Raw genomic sequence first — 19,032 nt, 5'->3', positions numbered from 1 at the left:
GGCGCCTGCGACGACGGTTTCAGTCGTCCAGGCGCAGGCCCTTCTGGGCCATCTTCTCGCGCAGCGCCGAGCGCGCGCGCGACAGTCGGCTGCGCACCGTGCCGATGGGCACGGTCAGCAGCGCGGCCGCTTCTTCATACGAGATGTCGTCCAGCCCCACCATGAGCAGGATGTCGCGCATGTTCTCGGGCAATTCGTCCAGCGATTCCTGCAGCAGCGCCATGGTCTGGTTCTGCTCGAGCACGCGGTCGGGCGACAGCTCGGTGGACGCCTGGTCCTGCAGCACGCTGTCGCTGACGAAATCGTGGCGGCGCTCCGGGGCGCGCGACAGGTGGTTGCGCACGAGGTTCAGCGCAATGCCGTACAGCCAGGAGGAAAGTTGCGATTCGCCGCGGAAGCTGCGCAGGGAGCGGGCCGCCTCGACAAATGCCTGCTGGGCCAGGTCCTCGGCCTCGGTGGTGTTGCCGATGTGCTTGATGATGAAGCGCTGCAGGCGGTTGGAGTGCTCACGCACCAGGTCGCGCAGCAGATATTCGTCGCCCGAATCCCAGCCCGCGCCTTCGCCGTCTGGGCGAAGATGCGTCATGTCCGCTTCCGGAGAAGCCGGCGTGCAATCGCTCGGATTGGTCATGGATGAAGGAGGGAAACGAGCCGAAGCTACAAATTACTACTTGTGTGGCGAATTATCGCAGCTTAGTGACGTCACAATATTTCGAAACTTGAAATATTGAGGCAAAAGTCCGGTTTTTCGGCCCGGAAATGTAAACACACGTAAATGGTCGGGAGAATATTCCGGCAGGCGAAAACTAGCCGGCCTTGAGCAGCTCGCGCAGCCAGCCAGCTGCGGTGGGAAGGGAAACGGGGCTCTCGCCCGAGCGGGCGGCCGCCTCGAAGCGCGCCTGCATGGCGTCGTCCAACGCGCTGCGGCGGGCGGCATCCAGGCTGGCCGGCGAGACGCCCGCATCGCCGCAGGCCTGCTGGAAGACGGGCGTGTTGCCCGTGGCCGAGGTCGCCAGACGCGTCATGAAATCCACGCCGGACAGGGCGTGGCTGGAGGTTTCTGCCATGTCCAGCGCAGCCGCGACGGTGCGGGACGACAGCGGCTTGCCGGGGTTCGAATCCAGGCCGAGTTCGCGCGAGACCGCGCTGGCGATGCCTTGGCCGTAGCTCTGGGCCAGGGCCTGGGCGAACATCGCTGTCGTGTCGACGTCCTGCGCCACCCAGGCCACGCTGCGGCCGCTGGGCGTCGTGCCCATACCCAGCACCTGCAGCTTTTCGCCGGAGATATCGACGTAGATGTCCGGGGCGCTTTCCGCGGCTTTGGCGAAGGCGTCCAGGGAGACGAATGGCGACGAAGGGGTAACCGATGAAATTGTCATGCAGCCAAAAAATCCGGCGTGTCCTGTATCGGGCCCGAGAGAGGTCTGGTAGCTCCTGAGCTTGAGTAACCCAGGCGCCGCTTTAGTTCCACGGCCGTGATGCGTTCCCCATTTTATTCCATCCCACCGTCGCGCCGTGGCGAGGCGGTGGGCGATACATGGCGTTACCTCAAACAGTTACTGACTATTGCGTGACGACTGCGCCTCGTAGACCTCGTCGGCCGCCAGCAGGATGTCCACGGGCGGATCAAAACCAATGACGCGCGCGGTCTCCAGGTTGAGCGCGATCTTGGCCGGGTCGATCCACACCTGCGAGAGCTCGCGCGGCTTGGCGCCGTTGAAGATCCGCGCCATCGTCTCGGCGTAGAACAAGCCTACGTAAGAATAATCCGCCTGGGCCAAACTGAGGAGCAGGCCGTGCTTGACCTCCTCCGACCCCAGCATCGAGAAGCTGGGCACGCGGGCCTGGCGCAGGATCTCGGCGATCGTGTCGACGGACGCCGGCGTCACGCCGCGGTGCACGGTGACGTATACGGCGTCGACCTGCGGCGCGAGCTTCGCATAGCACTCGACCGCGTTGCGGGTGGCGGCTTCGGCGGCGATGCCGTTGGACGGGGCGTTGCAGGTCAGCACCTCGAAGCCCTGCTCGCGCGCAACTTGCTCCACGGCCTCGACCGCGCTGTAGGTGCGGCCCTCCGGACTGTCTTCATAGACGAGCCCCAGTCGCTTGAACGGCACGATTTCATGGAATAGCCGCACCTGCCGCTGATAGCGTTCCGGCTGTACGCGCGCGTGCAGGTTGTCCAGTCCGCTGTCCTGCGCCGAGCGCGTGATGCGTGCGCCGATGGCGTCGCTGGTCGAGCCCACGACGGTCGGCACGGGCGCGCCCATGCTGGCCATGTCCTGCCCCGCCCAGGTGCCCATCGCGATGATGAGGTCCAGGTCGTGCTTGTCGGCCAGGCGCTGCCGGATGGCTTCGCGCACCGCGGGCCGGCGGGCCGCGTCGAAATTGCCCGGCTGCCACCAGGCGTCGCGCACGAACTCCAGCGTGTCGCTGCGGGCGTTTTCCGCCAGGAAGGCCCACATCTGTTCGCCGTTCAGGCCCTCGGGAATGGCGGGCACGGTGATCCAGCCCAGCTTCTGCAGGCCCTCGACGGTCACGCGCAGGGTGCGGGGGTATTCGCTGTAGTCGCCGCTCTCGAAATAGCCGATGCGCCACTTCTTGCCGTCGGGGCGCGGCGTGGGCTTGGTGGGAAATACCTGGGCCGCGGCCGGCGCCGCGGAGGAGGCAGTGGCCGGGGCCGCCTGCGCCGTGCCCGTGGCGGGCGCCACGAGGGCCGCGCAGAGCATCAGGGTGGACAACGAGTTCTTCATGGGCGGCGGATCACAATCAATGTGATGTCATCGGATTGTTCCGCGCCATCGGCAAAGGCCTGGACGTCTTCAAGCAGACGCTTGGCCAGGCTGGCCGCGGCAACGGGCGGATTGGACAGCACGGCCAGCAGGCGCGGATCGCCATACTGGTCGTCGTTCGGGTTCACGGCTTCGGTGACGCCGTCGGTGTAGCCCACCAGCATCTCGCCGGGCGCGATGACGGCGGACAGGCTGCGGTATTCGAGGTCCTCCTGCACGCCGCAGGCCGGACCGCTGCGTCCCTCCAGCAGCCGCACCACGCCGTCCGCGCCCACCACGACGGGCGCCAGATGGCCCGCGTTGGCCCATTGGAGTTCGCCCGTGTCCAGATCCAGCACGCCCAGCAGCAGCGTGACGAACATCATGTTGGGATTGTTTTCGGACAGGCGGTTGTTGATCTTCTGCATCATCAGCGCCGGGTCCGACTCGTCCTCGGCGGTCGCGCGGATCAGCGTGCGCGTGACGGCCATGAAGAGAGCCGCCGGCACGCCCTTGTCGGACACGTCGCCGATCGCCAGGCACAGCCGGCCGTCCGCCAATGTGAAGTAATCGTAGAGGTCGCCGCCCACTTCCTTGGCGGGCAGCATCACGGCGTTCAGGTCGACCTGCTCGCGGATCGCGTTGGACAGCGGCACCGGCAACAGGCCCAGCTGGATGGCGCGGGCGATGTTCAGCTCGCTTTCGAAACGTTCGCGCGCCGTGGTCTCGCGCATCAGGCGCGCGACGTTTTCGCGCAGCTTGTGGTCCATGAAAAGAAACGAGGCGGCCAGGCGGCCGACTTCATCCTTGTGGCGGCCGGGCAGGGCGGCGATGTTCGCCGGCACGCTGGAAGCGGCGGTCAGGTCTTGCTCGGGCAGCAGGCGCGCATAGCGGGTCAGCGTTTCCAAGGGCCGCACGATGCGCGCCGCCATCAGCCATGCGCAGACCAGCGCGACCAGCAGCATGCCGACGAAGATCAGGGCCTGCCGGTTCAGGAGTTCCCGCGCGGGCGCGGTCAGGTCGCTTTCGGGCACGGCCGCCACCAGCGTCCAGCCCAGCGGCGCGAAGCGCGCGCTATCAATCCGCCACGGCCCCCCGCCGCCATCGAACGACAGGCTCTGCAGCGCGTCGCTGCCTTTCTGCGCCGCCAGCAGGTCGCGCAGCGTCTGGCCCTGCGGATCCTTTGCGTCCAGCAGGCCGGCCTGTTTTTCCGGCAGCGGCACGATCATCCTGCCGTCGTCCGATGCGATGAAGATGAACCCGGACTGCGCCAGCGTCAGCCGCGACAGCGTGCCGCGCACGGAGCTTTCCATCTGCTCGCGCCGCGTCTGGATCTGCTCGATGACGTCGTGCGCGCTGTCGGTGATGGCGAACACCCAGTTCCAAGGACGGAAGTAGCCAAAGTAGGCGTAGCGCGTTTCGGTGTCTTCGCGCTGCGCGGTGGGCGGCCAGCGATAGATGGCAAAGCCGTAGCCGGAGGTGCGGCTTTCTTCATAGAGCGCCTGGGCCAGCGGGCGGTTCTTGAAGTCCGACACGTCGGATAGGTCGCGGTCGATCATCTCGGAATTGCCGCTGGCCAGCACCTGGAAATCGGCATCGTAGACGAAGGCGTAGCGGCGGTCGTCGAGCTTGAGCCGGTTGATCCACGCGCGCGCCATGCCTTTGGCCGCGCCCGGCGTCATCAGGCCGCGCTCGGCCATGTCGGCGTAGGAACTGAGCGCGGCCGCCACCACGGTGCCGGTCTGCATCAGTTGCCTGCGCCCGTTGCGCACGGTGGAAATCTTGTCGGTCAGCAGCGCGCCCCAGCGCGCCTCGGCGTCGTGCAGGACCAGCTCCATCACGTTGCTGACGGCGTGGCGTTCGCTGTTCATCACCGTGCGCGTTACGTTGCGCTGCGTGGTGAGCATGACGAACGCGGCTATCGCCACGAGTAGCGCCACGACCAATAAAAAAATCTTGCTACGCAGCGACCGGAACGGCATGGAGGCGGTGGTGGGCGGTGTGGGAGACGGTGTGAAAAAAGATGCAATTTGCATTAATTGTAAATACCATTGGTGCCCGTGTGTAAATACTTTGCGGTGCTCCGGTCCCATGCGTAGCGAACCAATTCAATTCGTGCTGGAGGGTTTGAAACGCCGCCCGGTGCTGGAAGTCACGTTGGCCTGCCTGGCCGTGCTGCTGCTGGCGCAGGCGCTCATCGGCGCACTGAGCCTGTCGGCGCTGAACCGGCTGGTGGTGGACACCACCGCCGACCGCGTCGAAGTCATCGCCCGCCGCGCGGCGGGCAACATCGAAATTGGATTGCGGCTGGGCAAGCCCCTCGAGCAGTATTTCGGCCTGCGCGATGCGCTGCGCGACAGCGTGTCGGGCTCGCGCGATCTGCGCGGCGCGGCGGTGCTGCTGGCCGATGGCCAGACGCTTGCGATGCAGGGCGATCTGCCCGAGGACGCCGTGGGGCTCGCCAAGGCCCTGGAAGCGGGCGGCGGTCGCGACGCGGGCGCAACGCGCCGCCCCTCCGGCGCATTGATGGCCGTGGGCGACAACGCGGTGACGCTGGCCGTGCCGCTGGCTGGCCCCGCGGGCAAGACCGTCGGCGCCGTGGTGTTGTCCGTGGCAAAGGATGCCGCCGCGAGCCGCCGCCTGATTCTCGACAACCTGCAGGTGCTGCTGGGCGTCACGTTGGCGGTGGGCCTGGGCCTGGCCGCCGTCTTCAAATACCTGGTGCCGCTCACCTCGCTCGCGGCGGGCGGTCGCGCGCGCTTCGTGGTGCCGCTGCTGGCGCTGATGCTTGCGCAGGGTGTGTACGCGGCCTATACGATTTCCACGTTCCGCAGCGGTTGGGTCGATGTCACGCGCAACAATGTCGGCCTGCTCGCCGAAGGCCTGCAGCGCGACCTGAACCGCGTGCTGGGATATGGGCTGACGTTGGACAGGCTGCGCGGCGTCGATGCGCCGTTCTCGCGCTTGGCGGCGACCTTTCCCGCCGTGGACCAGATCGAACTCGTCGACAGCGCCGGCCGCGTGCTCGCCCGTGCGGATGCGCGCGGGCCGCTCGATGTCGCGGGGTTGCCGGTCGCGCGCCCGCAGGCCAACGACCTGACGCTGGTGTTGCCGCTGGGCCAGTCCCGTCCCGATCCGATGGCGCATGGCGACCTGGTGCTGCGCCTGTCCGGCGACGTCATCGCGGCCGGTGTGCGCAGCCGCGCGCTGGACGCGGTGACCGTCGTGGCCGTCGCGCTGGTCGCGGCCATCGAAATGCTGTTGCTGCTGGCCTTGCTGATGAACCGGGCCTTCGCGGCGCGCGCGGTGCTGCCGGACGGCACGCGCATCGGACCCGACGACGTGTCCGAAGTCGGCCGCATCGCGCGTCCGGTGATGTTCGGATTCCTGTTCGCGTGGGCCTTGCCGTTGGGCTTTCTGCCGCTGTATGCGCGCAGCCTGCCGGCGGGCGGACTGGACCTGCCCGCCAATCTTTTGCTGGCGTTGCCCATCTCGGTCGAGATGGGCTGCGGCCTTCTGACGTCGCTGCTCGCCGGCCGGTTGACCGACCGCAGGGGGTGGCAGGTGCCGGTGCTGGCCGGGCTGGGCGTGTCGTGCGCGGGCATGCTGGCTTGCGCGGCCGCCACCAATCTGCTGATGTTCAGCGCGGCGCGGGGCTTGGTGGGCCTGGGCTATGGGCTGACCTGGATGGGTTTGCAGGGATTTATCGTCACGCGCAGCCCGGCGGCCTATCGCGGCCGCAACATGACGGGCGTGATCGCGGGCCTGTTCGCGGGCCACCTCTCGGGCGCGGCGGTGGGCGCGATGCTGATGGAACAGGTGGGCTTTCGCGCCGTGTTCGGCGTGGGGGCGGCGATGCTGGCGTTGCCGTTGGCCGGCGTGCTGGTGCTGATGCGTCCGTACATGGAAGCCGGCCGCGCCAAGGTGGGCGTGGCGGCCGCGCGCGTGCAGGCCAGCCTGGCGGACACCTTGCGTCTGCTCTGCACGCGCGACTTCGGCCTGCTGCTGCTGGGCAGCGTCATTCCGTTTTCGATTGCGCAGGTGGGCCTCCTGTCGTTCGCGTTGCCGCTGTACCTCGAGGCCGAAGGCGTGGCCGCGTCCAGTATCGGCCGTGTGCTGATGATCTACGGCCTGTGCGTGATCTACGTGGGACCGCTGATGGGCCGCGTCGTCGACCGCAGCCGCATCAAGAAAAGCTGGATCGTGCTGGGGGGGCTGGTGGGCAGCGTCGGCATGCTGGGCCTGTACTTCAATAGCGGCCTGCTGGCCGCGGCCGCCGCCGTGCTGCTGCTGGCGTTGGCAAGCTGCTTTGCCGGCGCATCGCAATCGCCTTACATGCTGGCCTTGCCCGATGTGCAGCGCTATGGCGCCGCGGGCGCCACCAGCGTCATGCGGGCCGCCGACAAGCTGGGCCAGATGGCGGGTCCGCTGGTGGTGGGGGCGATGTTCGGCGCAGCGGGCATGGGAGCGGGCCTGGCCGCGACCGGCGTCATCTACCTGTGCGCCACGGTGTTGTTCCTGCTCTTCGCGCCCGCCCGGCCGCGCGGCGAAGCCGCCTGAACGCGCGCCCGCGCGGGGATGCGCGGCGCGCGTGGCGAAGGCTGAGGCGGGCGCCATTCAGCGTGCGAACGCCGCCGTGGCAAGCTGCGCCGGCACGCGCGCGCTCACGCCCGTCAGCAGATCGGCGGCGATCGTGCCGGCCGACGCCGCGACTTCCTCCACCGCCAGGCCGCCCGCGCCCCACAGGGTGACCGGCGCGCCGATGCCGGCGCGAGGAACGGGGCCCAGGTCCACCGCCATCATGTCCATCGATACCCGGCCCAACAGGCGCGTGCGCACACCGTCGACGATCACCGGCGTGCCGGTGGGCGCTGCGCGCGGATAGCCGTCGGCATAGCCGCAGGTGACGATGCCGACGTCCATGGCGCGCGGGGCGGAGAACGCGCCGCCATAGCCCACGCCCGCGCCGGCGCTCACGCGCTGTATGCCGACGACCTGCGAGTGCAGCGACATGGCCGGTCGCAGATCCAGCGCCGCGGCGCTCGTGTCCGCAAAGGGACTGGCTCCGTATAACGCCAGGCCGGGGCGCACCCATTGCGTGTCGACGGCGCGCGCGGCGTGCTTGAGCAACGCGGCGGAATTGCTGGTCGACACCGGGCCCGGCAGGCCTTCGATCAGGCGGCGGAATACGGCGTCGGCGTCGTCCACGCCGTCCGGTTCATCGGCGCGCGCGTAATGGTTCAGATGACCGACGTCGGCGGCCAACCCGCGCCGGCGAAGGTCGCTGGCGATGCCGTAGGCGGCGCGGTAGGCGTCCGCTGCAAAACCGGTGTGATGGATGTCGCCCGCAAAACGCAGCCAGATCGACGGCGGATGCGCGAGCGGCGCCCGCGCCAGCCATTCCAGTTGCGCGGCATGGGTGATCACCAGATGCAGGCCGGGTGTGTCCACGAGGAGCACGTCCGCAGGCGAATACAGACCGCCATATACCAGGATGGGACCGTGCCAGTTCAGGCGCCGGCATGCGCGCGCTTCGTCCAGATGCAGCACGGCCAGGCCGTCCGCATGGCGCAAGGCCGGCAGGATGCGCGCAAGGCCGTGCCCATACGCATCCGCCTTGACCGTGGCCCACAGGCGCGGCGTGCCACGCCCCGCGGGCAGCGCCGCGCGCAGCCGGGCAAGGTTGTGGGCCACGGCGTCCGGATGGATGCGGGCGTGCAGCGGTCGGGCGGTCAGTCCTTCTGGTCGATAGGGGGCGTTCACGGGCGGCATCGATACTCAAGCGGCGCACAAGAGGCGCGCCGTGCCAGCATGAGTGACGGATGGCCGGATTTTGTTCGGTACTTTCTGCCTATGAGAATGGCGGTCTTGATAGGCGCGGCGCCTTGCGCGCCATGCCGATGCGGGTCAGCCGGCGCGCGCGATCAGCGTGAGACGGTTGCGGCCGTCGCTGCGCGCGTAGCGCAGTTCATGCAGATAGTGCTGCATCAGGCGCACGCCATGTCCGCCGATCTCGGCGTCGTCGAGCGTCGCGGCCAGGGGAGGCGGGGGCGCGGTGGTCGGATCGTAGGGCCGGCCGTTGTCGACAATGTCGAGGGCGATCCACTCATCGCCGCATTGGCAGGAAAGCGCGACGCGCGGCGGGGAGCCGGCCTGCGCGGGATCGTCGAAGGCGTAGGACACGATGTTGGTCAGCGCCTCGTCCAGGCTCAGCGACAGTCCGAAGTTCAGCTTGGGCGGCCATGCCTCGCGTTCGGCGATGCCTTCCAGCCACTGCATGGCGGCGGCAACGGCGTGCTGGTCGGGAGCGAGGTCAAGCGTATCGGGCTGAGAGGGCATGCGTCGCCTTGCGTTCAGGGGTACACGTGAGGCGCAAGTATGCACGATTGCACGACGCGCGCGAACAGCGCGCGCGAGGCTCGCGTATCATCTCGGCATCGCGCCGCCGGCCCCATCAGCAGGCGCCGGGCGCCCGTCATTCACCGGGAAACCCTATGAGTCTCGCAATAGAGAAAGTCGGAGAAGTGCTGGTTGTCGCGCCCGAAGGCCAGATCAACAGCGGCAACGCCGCCGGCATCGAAGCCGACCTGCTGGCCCATGTGGAAAAGGGCGAAAGCCGTTTCGTGCTGGACCTGTCCCATCTGAATTACATCTCCAGCGCGGGCTTGCGCGTGGTGCTCGTGCTGGCCAAGCGGCTCAAGCAGGCGGGCGGCGCATTGGTGCTGTGCGCCATGCAGCCGCACGTGCGCGAGGTCTTTGACATCAGTGGATTTCTCGCCATCCTGACGGTGGTGGACACGCGTCAGGAGGCGGTGGCGAAAGTCGCGTAGCGGGGTGCGCGGTGCGCGTTATGGCTTGCGGTTTTCGTAGGACGTATCGAGCACATCGTCCTCGGGCGTAATGACGCCGGGTTCACCGGGTTCGGCGACGGCGCGGCCGCGCCGCGGCATGCCGGCGACGACTTCGCTCTGGTCCGGCATGGGCAGGATTTCGGTGCCCTTGCGCGGATCGGCGCTGGGTTTTTCAGCGTCGGCAGGCTTGGGCGCAAGATTGGGGTCTGGGGCAGTTTTCAGCATGGCGATCCCTCCGTCTGCGGGGCGTCCCGGGATGGCGACGCGCCTCGTTTCAGTTCCATCTTAGGTCGGGCGCAGGGCCGCGTGTCCGTCAGGCCTGTCACGTTTGCAAGGGGCTGTTGCAGGCAGCCCTCCTTATAATTTCCTGCGCCACGCGGTGCGCAAGCCGGCATTGCAATCCCTGCCTAGCGAGTCGGCGTCCATCGACGCCGTGTGTCTCCTCTTCCCGTTCCTATTTACGCGCCTACCTTGACCGAATCCGTCGAACGCTCCGTCCATGCTGAACTCGTTGCCGTCCTGGTCGCCGTGACCCACGGTGAACCGCGCGTGTTGACGACGGATGATGCGCGGGCCTTGCCGGCTGGCCCGTTCGAACTTTCCCACCGCTCGCTGCAGGCGGGCCTGCGCGCATGGGTCGAAGCGCAGACGCATCATCCGCTGGGCTATGTAGAGCAGCTCTACACGTTCGCCGACGGCGACCGCTCCGACGAATCCGGCGTGCGCGTCATCTCGGTCAGCTACCTGGGCCTCACGCGTGAGGCCGGCGAGACCGGCGTGGCGCAGGTGGGATGGCAGGACTGGTACCGCTACTTTCCCTGGGAAGACCGGCGCGCCGGCACGCCCGCACTGGTCGAAGACGTGATCGTGCCGCGCTTGCACGCCTGGTGCGAAGACAGCGCCGACCCCACCGTGCGCGCGCGCCGGCTGCAACGCGCCGCCATCACCTTCGGGCTGGACGGCGCGTCCTGGAACGAAGACATGGTGCTGCAGCGCTACGAGCTGCTGTTCGAGGCCGGGCTGGTGCCCGAAGCCAAGCGCCGCAGCGGCGGCGAGGCCGCGCTGCCGGGCCAGCCGATGCGCCATGACCATCGCCGCATTCTTGCCACCGGCATCGCCCGCCTGCGGGCCAAGATCAAGTACCGGCCGGTGGTGTTCGAATTGATGCCCGAGGAATTCACGCTCTTGCAGTTGCAGATGGCGGTGGAAGCCTTGGCGGGCCGCGGCCTGCACAAGCAGAATTTCCGCCGCTTCATCGAGCAGCAGGATCTGGTGGAGGAGACCGGCGCCATGGCGACCGGCACGGCCGGGCGTCCCGCCAAGCTGTTCCGCTTCCGGCGCGACGTGCTGCTGGAACGCGCCATCGCGGGCAGCAAACTGCCGTTGTCGCGCGCGCTTTGACGCTTGACAAGGCTTATGCTCGTCTTTAGCATAAGTGTTGCGCAATGTTTGCGCGCCTTTTTTTAACTTCAAAATACTCAAAATGAGCATTAAAGCCGCCACGCCCGCCGCGATCGACCGCCTGCCTGTTCCGCCGCTACCGGACGTCATGCTGGAGCCGCTGGTGCGCGCGGCGCTGCTGGAAGACCTGGGCCGCGCCGGCGACCTGACGACGGACGCCATCGTGCCGGCCGACGCCCCCGCCGAGACGCGACTGGTCGCACGCCAGGAAGGGGTGCTCGCCGGTCTGGATCTGGCCCGCCTGGCGTTTCGCGCGATGGACCCGCGCATCGAATTCACGGTGTCGCGCCGAGACGGCAGCGACCTGGCGCCGGGCATGGAGATCGCGCGCATCCACGGCAACGCCCGCGCCATGCTCAGCGCCGAGCGCGTCGCGCTCAACTTCCTGTGTCACCTGAGCGGCGTGGCGACCGCGACGGCTTCCATCGCGCGCGCCATCGCCGGTCATGGCGCGCGGGTCACGTGCACGCGCAAGACCATGCCGGGCCTGCGCGCCGTGCAGAAGTACGCGGTGCGGGTGGGCGGCGGCAGCAATCACCGCTACGGGCTGGATGACGCCGTGCTCATCAAGGACAACCACATCGCGCTGGCCGGGGGCGTGGCGACGGCCGTCGAGCGCGCGCGCGCCGGCGTCGGGCACATGGTCAAGATCGAGCTGGAGGTGGACACGCTGGAGCAGCTTGAAGTGGCCCTGGCGCTGGGCGTGGACGTGGTGCTGCTGGACAACATGAGCCTGGACGACCTGCGCCGCGCCGTCGCCATGGCGCGTGGCCGGGCCATCACCGAAGCGTCGGGCCGCATTACGCCGGAAACCGCGGCCGCGGTGGCCGCCACCGGCGTGGACCAGATCGCCGTGGGCTGGCTGACCCATAGCGCCAAGGTGCTCGACATCGGCCTGGACGCCTGAGTCCGTCCGCCGGCCATGCCGGCTTCGCTCAATCTGCGGCAAGGGCCAGCGCCCGCGCCGCGACTTCATCGGTTGGCATCATGAAACGTCTGCTGCTCACGTCCCTTACCCTGCTTGCGCTGTCGTTGACCGCCTGCGGCAATCCCCCGTCGGGCGAAGCGCCGGCTGATGCCGCGTTTCCGTCGCATCCGATCACCATCGTGGTGACGTTCCCGCCTGGCGGCGGCACCGACCTGCTGGCCCGCCGCATCGGCGCCAGCCTGCAGGAATCGCTGGGCCAGCCGGTGATCGTGGAGAACCGCCCGGGCGCCAGCGGCAACATCGGCGCGCGCATCGTCGCCGAGTCGCCGCCCGACGGCTACACGCTGCTGATGGTGAACAGTTCGTTTGCGATCAATCCGGGCGTCTACCGCAATCTGGGCTTTTCGCCCAAGCAGGATTTTTCCGCAGTCATCAATGTGGCCTTCGTGCCGTCGGTGTTCGTCGTGCCGGCGGCGTCGCCGCTGCGCAATCTCGATGACGCGCTGGCGGCGGCCGCGCCTGGCGCGCCGCTGCCCTTCGCCTCTTGCGGCAACGGCACGCCGCAGCATCTGGCGGGCGAGATGCTGGCCCGGGCAACGGGCGCGGTGCTTCAGCATGTGCCGTACAAAGGGTGCGGTCCCGCCCTGACGGACGTGGCGGCCGGGCAGGTGGGCATGGGCGTGGTGACGGCATCGAGCGCCGCGCCGCTCATCGCGGCGGGCAAGTTGCGTGCGCTGGCGGTGACTTCGCCCGCGCGGTCGCCGCTGCTGCCGACCGTGCCGACGGTGGCCGAGCAGGGCGTCTCCGGCTATGCGCTGGACCAGTGGCACGGTCTGCTGACGCCAGCGGCGACGCCGCCCGCGGTGGTCGACAAGCTCAACGCGGCGGTGGCAAAAATCGTGCGGCGGCCGGACATGCAAGCGTCCCTGCGCGAGCAGGGCTTCACGCCCGCCAGCAGCACGCCGCGCGAATTCCAGCAGATGATCGCGGCGGACATCGACCGCTACACCGCGCTGACGGAGGCGATCGGCCTGCGGGCGGACTGAGGCGGCATTGCCGCGGCGGGGGGGCAGGCCGCGGCGCGGCGGCTCGGTCCGGCCGGCTTCAGGCAGCCGCCTTGGCGTGCGACTCCAGTTTCTCTTTCAGGCCCGGTTCCAGCTTGAGCTGGCGCGCCAGTTCATCGAGGTAGGCGCGTTCCATGTAGCTTTCCTCGTCCACGACGAGCAGGCTGGCCAGGTACATTTCGGCCGCCATCTCGGGCGTCTTGGCCGACTGCGCAATCACGCCGGGATCCAGCGGACGCGACAGCTCCGCCTCGAGCCAGCGGCGGTCTTGGGCGTCGGACGACAGCTTGGCCAGTTCGGTTTCCAGGAGGGCTTTCTCCTCGGGGCCGATGTGGCCGTCGGCCTTGGCCGCGCCGATCATGGCGGTAAGGACCGCATTGCTGTGTTGTTCGGCTTCGGGCGCCGGCAGGCGGTCCAGCGTCTGGGGCGGGGCAGCGGGCGCGCCGGCCTGGCTGCGTTGCCAGTCGCCGTAGGCGCGATAGGCCAGCGCGCCCAGCGCGGCCATGCCGCCGTACATCGCGACCTTGCCGCCGATCTTGCGGGCCTTCTTGCTGCCCAGCAGCAGGCCGAGCGCGCCGGCGCCCAGGGCGCCGCCGCCCAGTCCGGTCAGGAAGGACGACCCCTTGCCGCCGGTGGCGTTCTGCACGCGGTTCGTGGTGTCGGAAAGCAGGCCTTGTCCGGACTGCAGCAGTTGATCGAGTAATTGCCGGGCGCTCATGCGGCCTCCTGTAAACGTTCAGTCAGCCTTATCGGACCGGGCCGGCGGCGTTAAGTTCAGCTTTTCGTCAGCGGGCGGATCCGGCCCCGCAACGCCGCGCGCAAATGCTACAACCGTCTTCTGGTGCCGGTCGTCCGGTCTTGCGGCCGACCATGGCAACCCCCATCACAGGAGAACAGCCCCATGAGCATCCGCGTGCGCCAGAATGCGCCCCAGACCCTGCAATTCACCGCGACGGCCGAAGGCCACGACCTGCCGCTGGACATGCCGCAGCCCCAGGGCGAGGGTCCCGATCCGCACGATTACTTCGACACCGCGCTGGGCGGCTGCAAGGCGATGACGGTGATGGTCTACGCGCAGCGCAAGGGTCTGCCGCTGGAGTCGATCGGGGTGGAGGTGGTGCGAGACGCCAGCGAGGAGCGTCGCGGCGTGTACAGGCTGACCGCGAAGCTGACGCTGCACGGTGAGCTGTCCGACGCCCAGATCGACGAGTTGCTGGCCGTGGCGGAGAAGTGTCCGATCCACAAGCTGATGACGGCGGTGGACGTGCAGGTGTCCACGCTGATCGTGCGGCAGGATTGACAGGGCGGGTGGACGGCCCGGCTGAAACGCGGCGGGCGATCCCCGCGGTTCGGGGGCAGATCGCCCGCGGCGGGGCGGCGCGCCGCCCCTTGCGTGCTTACTCTTCCATGCCCGGGACGATGGTCGAGAACCCGCCGTCCACGTGGGTGATTTCGCCCGTGACGCCGGCGGCCAGGTCCGACAGCATGAAGGCGGCGACGTTGCCGACGTCTTCGATGGTGATATTGCGGCGCAGTGGGGCCTGGCTTTCCACGAACTTCAGGATGGCCGAGAAGTCCTTGATGCCGCTGGCGGCCAGGGTCTTGATCGGGCCGGCGGAGATGCCGTTGGCGCGGATGCCGCGTGGGCCCAGCGCCGAGGCCAGGTAACGCACGCTGGCTTCGAGGGATGCCTTGGCCAGGCCCATCGTGTTGTAGTTGGGGACCACGCGCTCGGCGCCCAGGTACGTCAGCGTCAGCACGGAGCCGTTGCGGCCTTCCATGAGGGGCAGGGCGGCCTTGGCCATGGCGGCGAAGCTGTAGGCGGAGATGTCGTGGGCGATGCGAAAGCCCTCGCGCGACAGGCCGTCCAGGAAATTGCCGGCGATGGCTTCGCGCGGGGCGAAGCCGATGGAATGGACCAGGCCGTCCAGGCCGTCCCAATGCTTGCCGAGTTCGGCGAAGGCGCCTTCGATCTGGCTGTCTTCGGCCACGTCGCAGGGCAGCACGATGTTGCTGCCGAAGTCGGCGGCGAATTCGCTCACGCGGTCCTTGAAGCGGTCACCCACATAGGTGAACGCCAGTTCGGCGCCCTGCTGGTGACAGGCGCGCGCGATGCCGTAGGCGATGGAACGGTTGGAAAGCACCCCGGTGACCAGGATGCGCTTGCCGGCAAGAAAGCCCATAGATGTGTCCTTTGATTTTTTCCCTTCTGGAGACCGCCTATTTTAGGGAATTTGGCGGTCCAGCGGGCGTACCGGCGCGGCGCCGGTCTGGGGCGCCGCGCCATCCCGGGCGGGGTGTCAGCCGCGGGCGTTCGTGCCCGGCACGCGAAGCTGCGTGCCGATCTTCAGGGCGCTGCCCTTGATGTTGTTGAGCGCGCGCAGCGCGTCGACGGTGGTGCCGTACTGCTTGGCCAGCGAGAACAGGGTGTCGCCCTGGCGGACCTTGTGGCTGCGCACGTTGGGACGGGCGCTGGCGACGCGGGCGGCGGGCGCCTGCGCCACGCGGCCGCGCGGCGCGGCGGCCTTGTTGTCCTGCGGGGCCGAATCCAGCGCGCCCACCGGGGCGGCCAGGGAGGCGATCTGCACGCCGCCCGTGCCGGGGTCGCCCGGCACCAGCAGCGCCTGGCCATTGGCCGATTTCTGGCGCCGGCTGATGTCGTTGGTCTCGCGCAGCGTGGCCTCGGACACGCCGAAACGCTTGGCGATGGACGCGTAGGACTCGCCGCGGCGCGTGTGGTAGACCTTCCAGGCGGTCAGGTCGCCCTTGTAGTTGGTGAGATTCGCGTTGAAGATCTCGACGCGGTCGGCCGGCAGCAGCAGGGTGGGGCCGTGGTCGCCGCGGATGACCGGGCGGTTGAAGGACGGGTTCAGGGCCTTGAATTCGTCCAGCGGCATTTCGGCGAGCTTGGCGGCGATTTCCAGGTCGATGTCGCTGTTCTTCTGCACCGTCACGAAGTAGGGCGTATTGCCCACGGGCGGCAGCGCCACCGCATACTTTTGCGGGTCGGCGATGATGTTCTTGATGGCCTGCAGCTTGGGCACGTAGTTGCGGGTCTCGTCCGGCATGTTCAGCGACAGGTAGTCGGTGTTCAGGCCGGCGGCCTCGTTCTTGGCCATGGCGCGCTGCACCGAGCCTTCGCCCCAGTTGTAGGAGGCCAGGGCCAGGTACCAGTCGCCCTGCATTTCAAACAGCTTTTCCAGGTAGTCCAGCGCCGCGTTGGTCGAGGCGATGGGATCGCGGCGCTCGTCGCGCCACCAGTCCTGCTTCAGGTTGAAATGCTGGCCGGTGGCCGGCACGAACTGCCACAGCCCCGACGCCTGCGCGCGCGACAGCGCGGTCGGGTTGTACGCGCTTTCCACGAAGGGCAGCAGCGCCAGTTCTGTGGGCAGGCCGCGGCGATTGATCTCGTCGACGATGAAATACAGGTATTTTCCGGCGCGTTCGGCCATGCGCTGCACCGACTCGGGGTGGGACGCGTAGTAGTCGGTCCACTGCTGCGAGAGGTCGGTGTTCAGGTTGGGGATGGCGAAACCGCGGCGGATGCGGTCCCAGGCGTCGACCGGCGGGTTGGTCAGGTCGACCGTCCGGGACGTGTCCCGGGCGATATAACGGCCTTGGGAATTGGTGGTGAGGTTCTTGCTATCGGGGGCTTTGGTTCCTGCGCAACCGGCGAGGACTGCCAGCATGAGCGGCAGAAGGAGTCGGGATAGATTCATCAGGTTGTCACTTGAAATCGTTCTTCCATTCACGAAGGGAGGCAAAGACCTCTACCGGCGTATTCTGGGTGCGTCCGGCCCGGCTTGCGGCGGCCTGGACGACGTCGGGCTGCTGCGTGCGCAGGAACGGATTGGTCGCGCGTTCCTGCCCAATGGTCGAAGGAAGCGTGGGGTGACCATCCGCGCGTAGTTGCTGGGCCCGCAGGTGCCACGATTGCAGGTCGCGGTTGGCCGGTTCGACGGCCAACGCCCAGCGAAGGTTCGCTAGAGTGTACTCGTGTGCGCAAAAAACTTTTGTATCCGCCGGTAAAGCGGAAAATTTTTCCAAGGAATCAAACATTTGCGAGGGAGTGCCCTCGAAAAGCCGACCACAGCCGCCGGCAAACAGCGTGTCGCCACAGAACAGCGCGGGCTCGACGCCGGCCGCGCGGCCGACATAGGCGATGTGCCCGGCCGTGTGGCCCGGAACGTCCAACACCCGCAGGTCCAGGTCCAGTTCCGGCAGGGTCACGCGGTCGCCTTCGACGAGGGCAACATCGCAGCGCGGGAGCTTTTCGCGTGCGGGCCCATATACGGTGATGCCCTCGATGCGGGACAATTCCGGTACACCGCCCACATGGTCGCCATGGTGGTGCGTGAGTAGAATGGCGCGCAGCTTCAAGCCTTGCTGATCCAGGAACCGCAGCACCGGGCCGGCATCGCCGGGGTCCACGACTGCCGCCAGGCCGTCGCGGACGATGGCCCAGATGTAGTTGTCGGAGAAGGCTGGCAAAGGCAAGACCGCGGCGTTGCGCTCGCGGCCGCCTGCGGGGGCGGTCAAGGCTTGCATGGGATTCGAAGGAATAAACGTGGCAGAAGAAACTCCGCCGATTGTAGAACTGGCCGAATGGTTCCAGACGCCGCCGGGCCAGTACGTGCTGGCCTGGGAGCGCGCCCAGTTCGACGCGGCCGTCGCGGACGTCTTCGGATATTACGCCTGGCAGGTCGGCCTGGCCGACATGAACCTGCTGCGCGCCAACCGGATGCCGTTCAAGGGCTACGTGGGCACCGAAGCCCCCCAGCAGGAAAGCATGGCCGGCTGGCAGTCGCGCGCGGTCGTCGCCCAGCCCGAGGCCCTGCCGTTCGAATCGCAGAGCGTGGACCTGCTGATCCTGCCGCACACCTTCGAATGCACGTCCGAGCCCCACAACGTGCTGCGGGAGGTCGAGCGCGTGCTGGTGCCGGAGGGCCGCGTGGTCATTTCCGGGTTCAATCCCTGGAGCATGTGGGGCGCGCGCACCCGGATGCCGGGCATGGAGCCCTGGCTGCCGCAGCCGCCGTCGTCCCAGGTATCGCCGGCGCGGCTGAAAGACTGGTTCAAGCTGCTGTCGCTGGAGGTCGATCAGAGCCAGTTCGGCTGCTACGCGCCCGCCTGCCGCAGCGAAAAATGGCTGCAGCGCTGGAGCTTCCTGGAATCGGCCGGCGCCCGCTGGTGGAGCCTGGGCGGGGCGGTGTACATGGTGTCGGCGGTCAAGCGCGTGGCCGGCATGCGTATCATCGGGCCGGCCTGGAAGACCAAACCCAAGCGCGCGCGCGCCGCGTCGGTGGTGGTCAACCGCCACGCGGACGACGGCTTCGACCCCTCTTGAGCGGTCAAGCCCGCATCACATTGCAAGCACAAGCATAAGCACAAGCCCAAGCACAAGGACAAGCACGCAGCACCATGCAGGACAGCAAATCGAACGAGCAGAAAGTGGAAATGTGGACCGACGGCGCCTGCAAGGGCAATCCCGGTCCTGGCGGATGGGGCGTGCTGATGCGCGCCGGGGCGCACGAAAAAACGCTGCACGGCGGCGAACTCCAGACCACCAATAACCGGATGGAGCTGCTGGCGGTCATCGAGGGCCTGCGCGCGCTCAAGCGCCCCTGCGCCGTCACGATCCACACCGACTCCCAATATGTCATGAAAGGCATGACCGAGTGGTTGGCGAACTGGAAGCGGCGCGGCTGGATCACTTCCGACAAAAAGCCGGTGAAGAACGCCGAGCTCTGGCAGGCGCTGGACGAGCAGGTGCAGCGCCACCAGGTGGCCTGGCGCTGGGTCCGCGGCCACGCGGGCGATCCCGGCAACGAGCGCGCCGACGAACTCGCCAATCTGGGCGTCCTGGCCGCCCGACGCGGCTGAGCGCGGGCGGCCCCGCCCCGCAGGCATCAGGACATACCCTCGAATCGGCCCCCCGGGCGGATTTAGTTCTTTCA

General features: G+C 68.0%; 19 protein-coding genes. 8 read left to right on the top strand and 11 right to left on the bottom strand.

Translation table 11 applies throughout. The annotated features are described in order from the left end of the window. Positions 1 to 19: 19 nt before the first annotated feature. The 4 genes from BMW75_RS12605 to BMW75_RS12590 all read right to left on the bottom strand — a co-directional run bounded on the left by BMW75_RS12605 (position 20) and on the right by BMW75_RS12590 (position 4,753). Positions 20 to 586, bottom strand: a complete 567-nt coding sequence (locus BMW75_RS12605; RefSeq protein WP_254791999.1) for an RNA polymerase sigma factor — start codon at positions 584 to 586, stop codon at positions 20 to 22. Between the two features lie 220 nt (positions 587 to 806). Beyond that, positions 807 to 1,379 (bottom strand): BspR family type III secretion system anti-sigma factor, encoded by a 573-nt coding sequence (locus tag BMW75_RS12600; protein WP_092579688.1) that lies wholly within the window; start codon positions 1,377 to 1,379, stop codon positions 807 to 809. Between the two features lie 177 nt (positions 1,380 to 1,556). Further along, positions 1,557 to 2,753: an ABC transporter substrate-binding protein gene (locus tag BMW75_RS12595; protein ID WP_092579686.1), complete on the bottom strand. Its 1,197-nt coding sequence runs from the start codon at positions 2,751 to 2,753 to the stop codon at positions 1,557 to 1,559. Further along, a complete protein-coding gene (locus tag BMW75_RS12590) occupies positions 2,750 to 4,753 on the bottom strand; it encodes a SpoIIE family protein phosphatase (RefSeq protein ID WP_092579684.1) in 2,004 nt (667 codons plus the stop codon). The genes BMW75_RS12595 and BMW75_RS12590 overlap by 4 nt, the downstream gene beginning before the upstream one ends. 109 nt (positions 4,754 to 4,862) lie before the next feature. Here BMW75_RS12590 and BMW75_RS12585 point away from each other — a divergent pair, with 109 nt between their 5' ends. Continuing rightward, positions 4,863 to 7,331 (top strand): MFS transporter, encoded by a 2,469-nt coding sequence (locus BMW75_RS12585; RefSeq protein WP_175493157.1) that lies wholly within the window; start codon positions 4,863 to 4,865, stop codon positions 7,329 to 7,331. A 57-nt stretch (positions 7,332 to 7,388) separates the two neighbouring features. Here BMW75_RS12585 and alr read toward each other — a convergent pair whose 3' ends face one another. Both alr and BMW75_RS12575 read right to left on the bottom strand, forming a co-directional pair. Beyond that, positions 7,389 to 8,543 carry an alanine racemase gene (gene alr, locus BMW75_RS12580; protein ID WP_092579680.1) on the bottom strand — a complete coding sequence of 385 codons (1,155 nt, stop codon included), beginning with the start codon at positions 8,541 to 8,543 and terminating at the stop codon, positions 7,389 to 7,391. A 135-nt stretch (positions 8,544 to 8,678) separates the two neighbouring features. Beyond that, positions 8,679 to 9,110, bottom strand: coding sequence for an ATP-binding protein (locus BMW75_RS12575; protein ID WP_092579678.1), 432 nt, complete (start codon positions 9,108 to 9,110; stop codon positions 8,679 to 8,681). A 155-nt stretch (positions 9,111 to 9,265) separates the two neighbouring features. On the opposite strand from BMW75_RS12575, the gene BMW75_RS12570 reads away from it, so the two are divergent. Then, positions 9,266 to 9,601, top strand: a complete 336-nt coding sequence (locus BMW75_RS12570) for an STAS domain-containing protein (protein WP_092579676.1) — start codon at positions 9,266 to 9,268, stop codon at positions 9,599 to 9,601. An 18-nt stretch (positions 9,602 to 9,619) separates the two neighbouring features. Here the strand turns inward: BMW75_RS12570 and BMW75_RS12565 are convergent, their stop codons facing one another. After that, positions 9,620 to 9,847, bottom strand: a complete 228-nt coding sequence (locus tag BMW75_RS12565) for a hypothetical protein (RefSeq protein ID WP_092579674.1) — start codon at positions 9,845 to 9,847, stop codon at positions 9,620 to 9,622. Between the two features lie 246 nt (positions 9,848 to 10,093). On the opposite strand from BMW75_RS12565, the gene BMW75_RS12560 reads away from it, so the two are divergent. The 3 genes from BMW75_RS12560 (at position 10,094) to BMW75_RS12550 (ending at position 13,057) form a co-directional block, all read left to right on the top strand. Beyond that, a complete protein-coding gene (locus tag BMW75_RS12560; RefSeq protein ID WP_175493156.1) occupies positions 10,094 to 11,023 on the top strand; it encodes an NUDIX hydrolase in 930 nt (309 codons plus the stop codon). An 82-nt stretch (positions 11,024 to 11,105) separates the two neighbouring features. Beyond that, positions 11,106 to 11,990 (top strand): carboxylating nicotinate-nucleotide diphosphorylase, encoded by an 885-nt coding sequence (nadC, locus tag BMW75_RS12555; RefSeq protein WP_092579670.1) that lies wholly within the window; start codon positions 11,106 to 11,108, stop codon positions 11,988 to 11,990. Positions 11,991 to 12,070: 80 nt separating this feature from the next. Next, on the top strand, positions 12,071 to 13,057 hold the full coding sequence (locus BMW75_RS12550; RefSeq protein ID WP_092579668.1) for a tripartite tricarboxylate transporter substrate binding protein: 987 nt from the start codon (positions 12,071 to 12,073) through the stop codon (positions 13,055 to 13,057). Between the two features lie 58 nt (positions 13,058 to 13,115). On the opposite strand, the gene BMW75_RS12545 is transcribed toward BMW75_RS12550, so the two are convergent. Further along, entirely contained in the window at positions 13,116 to 13,793 is a 678-nt protein-coding gene (locus BMW75_RS12545) for a tellurite resistance TerB family protein (protein WP_092579666.1), read from the bottom strand. 183 nt (positions 13,794 to 13,976) lie between these two features. Here BMW75_RS12545 and BMW75_RS12540 point away from each other — a divergent pair, with 183 nt between their 5' ends. Further along, positions 13,977 to 14,375, top strand: coding sequence for an OsmC family protein (locus tag BMW75_RS12540; protein ID WP_076518787.1), 399 nt, complete (start codon positions 13,977 to 13,979; stop codon positions 14,373 to 14,375). Between the two features lie 97 nt (positions 14,376 to 14,472). Here BMW75_RS12540 and fabI read toward each other — a convergent pair whose 3' ends face one another. The 3 genes from fabI to gloB form a co-directional block, all read right to left on the bottom strand. Next, complete coding sequence (fabI, locus tag BMW75_RS12535; protein WP_076518788.1) at positions 14,473 to 15,258, bottom strand: enoyl-ACP reductase FabI; 786 nt, start codon at positions 15,256 to 15,258, stop codon at positions 14,473 to 14,475. Between the two features lie 117 nt (positions 15,259 to 15,375). Then, positions 15,376 to 16,794, bottom strand: coding sequence for a transglycosylase SLT domain-containing protein (locus BMW75_RS12530; protein WP_092579664.1), 1,419 nt, complete (start codon positions 16,792 to 16,794; stop codon positions 15,376 to 15,378). Positions 16,795 to 16,801: 7 nt separating this feature from the next. Continuing rightward, a complete protein-coding gene (gene gloB, locus BMW75_RS12525) occupies positions 16,802 to 17,623 on the bottom strand; it encodes a hydroxyacylglutathione hydrolase (protein ID WP_092579662.1) in 822 nt (273 codons plus the stop codon). Positions 17,624 to 17,642: 19 nt separating this feature from the next. Between gloB and BMW75_RS12520 the strand changes: the two genes are divergently transcribed. Both BMW75_RS12520 and rnhA read left to right on the top strand, forming a co-directional pair. Next, positions 17,643 to 18,422 (top strand): class I SAM-dependent methyltransferase, encoded by a 780-nt coding sequence (locus tag BMW75_RS12520; RefSeq protein WP_092579660.1) that lies wholly within the window; start codon positions 17,643 to 17,645, stop codon positions 18,420 to 18,422. 74 nt (positions 18,423 to 18,496) lie between these two features. Then, positions 18,497 to 18,958 (top strand): ribonuclease HI, encoded by a 462-nt coding sequence (gene rnhA / locus BMW75_RS12515; RefSeq protein WP_092579658.1) that lies wholly within the window; start codon positions 18,497 to 18,499, stop codon positions 18,956 to 18,958. Positions 18,959 to 19,032 lie beyond the last annotated feature (74 nt).

Origin of the sequence: Achromobacter sp. NFACC18-2 (assembly GCF_900108985.1) — a bacterium.
In the GTDB taxonomy this organism is placed as follows: Bacteria; Pseudomonadota; Gammaproteobacteria; order Burkholderiales; family Burkholderiaceae_B; genus Achromobacter.
This window is presented reverse-complemented; position numbering and strand designations above follow the sequence as displayed.

What these genes read in the sequence shown, in the direction of transcription:
- nadC (WP_092579670.1), top strand. Translation starts at nt 11,106, where the DNA reads ATGAGCATTAAAGCCGCCACGCCCGCCGCGATCGACCGCCTGCCTGTT.
- BMW75_RS12540 (WP_076518787.1), top strand. Translation starts at nt 13,977, where the DNA reads ATGAGCATCCGCGTGCGCCAGAATGCGCCCCAGACCCTGCAATTCACC.
- fabI (WP_076518788.1), bottom strand. Translation starts at nt 15,258, where the DNA reads ATGGGCTTTCTTGCCGGCAAGCGCATCCTGGTCACCGGGGTGCTTTCC.
- BMW75_RS12600 (WP_092579688.1), bottom strand. Translation starts at nt 1,379, where the DNA reads ATGACAATTTCATCGGTTACCCCTTCGTCGCCATTCGTCTCCCTGGAC.
- BMW75_RS12550 (WP_092579668.1), top strand. Translation starts at nt 12,071, where the DNA reads ATGAAACGTCTGCTGCTCACGTCCCTTACCCTGCTTGCGCTGTCGTTG.
- alr (WP_092579680.1), bottom strand. Translation starts at nt 8,543, where the DNA reads ATGCCGCCCGTGAACGCCCCCTATCGACCAGAAGGACTGACCGCCCGA.
- BMW75_RS12545 (WP_092579666.1), bottom strand. Translation starts at nt 13,793, where the DNA reads ATGAGCGCCCGGCAATTACTCGATCAACTGCTGCAGTCCGGACAAGGC.
- BMW75_RS12585 (WP_175493157.1), top strand. Translation starts at nt 4,863, where the DNA reads ATGCGTAGCGAACCAATTCAATTCGTGCTGGAGGGTTTGAAACGCCGC.
- BMW75_RS12590 (WP_092579684.1), bottom strand. Translation starts at nt 4,753, where the DNA reads ATGCCGTTCCGGTCGCTGCGTAGCAAGATTTTTTTATTGGTCGTGGCG.
- BMW75_RS12565 (WP_092579674.1), bottom strand. Translation starts at nt 9,847, where the DNA reads ATGCTGAAAACTGCCCCAGACCCCAATCTTGCGCCCAAGCCTGCCGAC.
- rnhA (WP_092579658.1), top strand. Translation starts at nt 18,497, where the DNA reads ATGCAGGACAGCAAATCGAACGAGCAGAAAGTGGAAATGTGGACCGAC.
- gloB (WP_092579662.1), bottom strand. Translation starts at nt 17,623, where the DNA reads ATGCAAGCCTTGACCGCCCCCGCAGGCGGCCGCGAGCGCAACGCCGCG.
- BMW75_RS12595 (WP_092579686.1), bottom strand. Translation starts at nt 2,753, where the DNA reads ATGAAGAACTCGTTGTCCACCCTGATGCTCTGCGCGGCCCTCGTGGCG.
- BMW75_RS12575 (WP_092579678.1), bottom strand. Translation starts at nt 9,110, where the DNA reads ATGCCCTCTCAGCCCGATACGCTTGACCTCGCTCCCGACCAGCACGCC.
- BMW75_RS12570 (WP_092579676.1), top strand. Translation starts at nt 9,266, where the DNA reads ATGAGTCTCGCAATAGAGAAAGTCGGAGAAGTGCTGGTTGTCGCGCCC.
- BMW75_RS12530 (WP_092579664.1), bottom strand. Translation starts at nt 16,794, where the DNA reads ATGAATCTATCCCGACTCCTTCTGCCGCTCATGCTGGCAGTCCTCGCC.
- BMW75_RS12605 (WP_254791999.1), bottom strand. Translation starts at nt 586, where the DNA reads ATGACGCATCTTCGCCCAGACGGCGAAGGCGCGGGCTGGGATTCGGGC.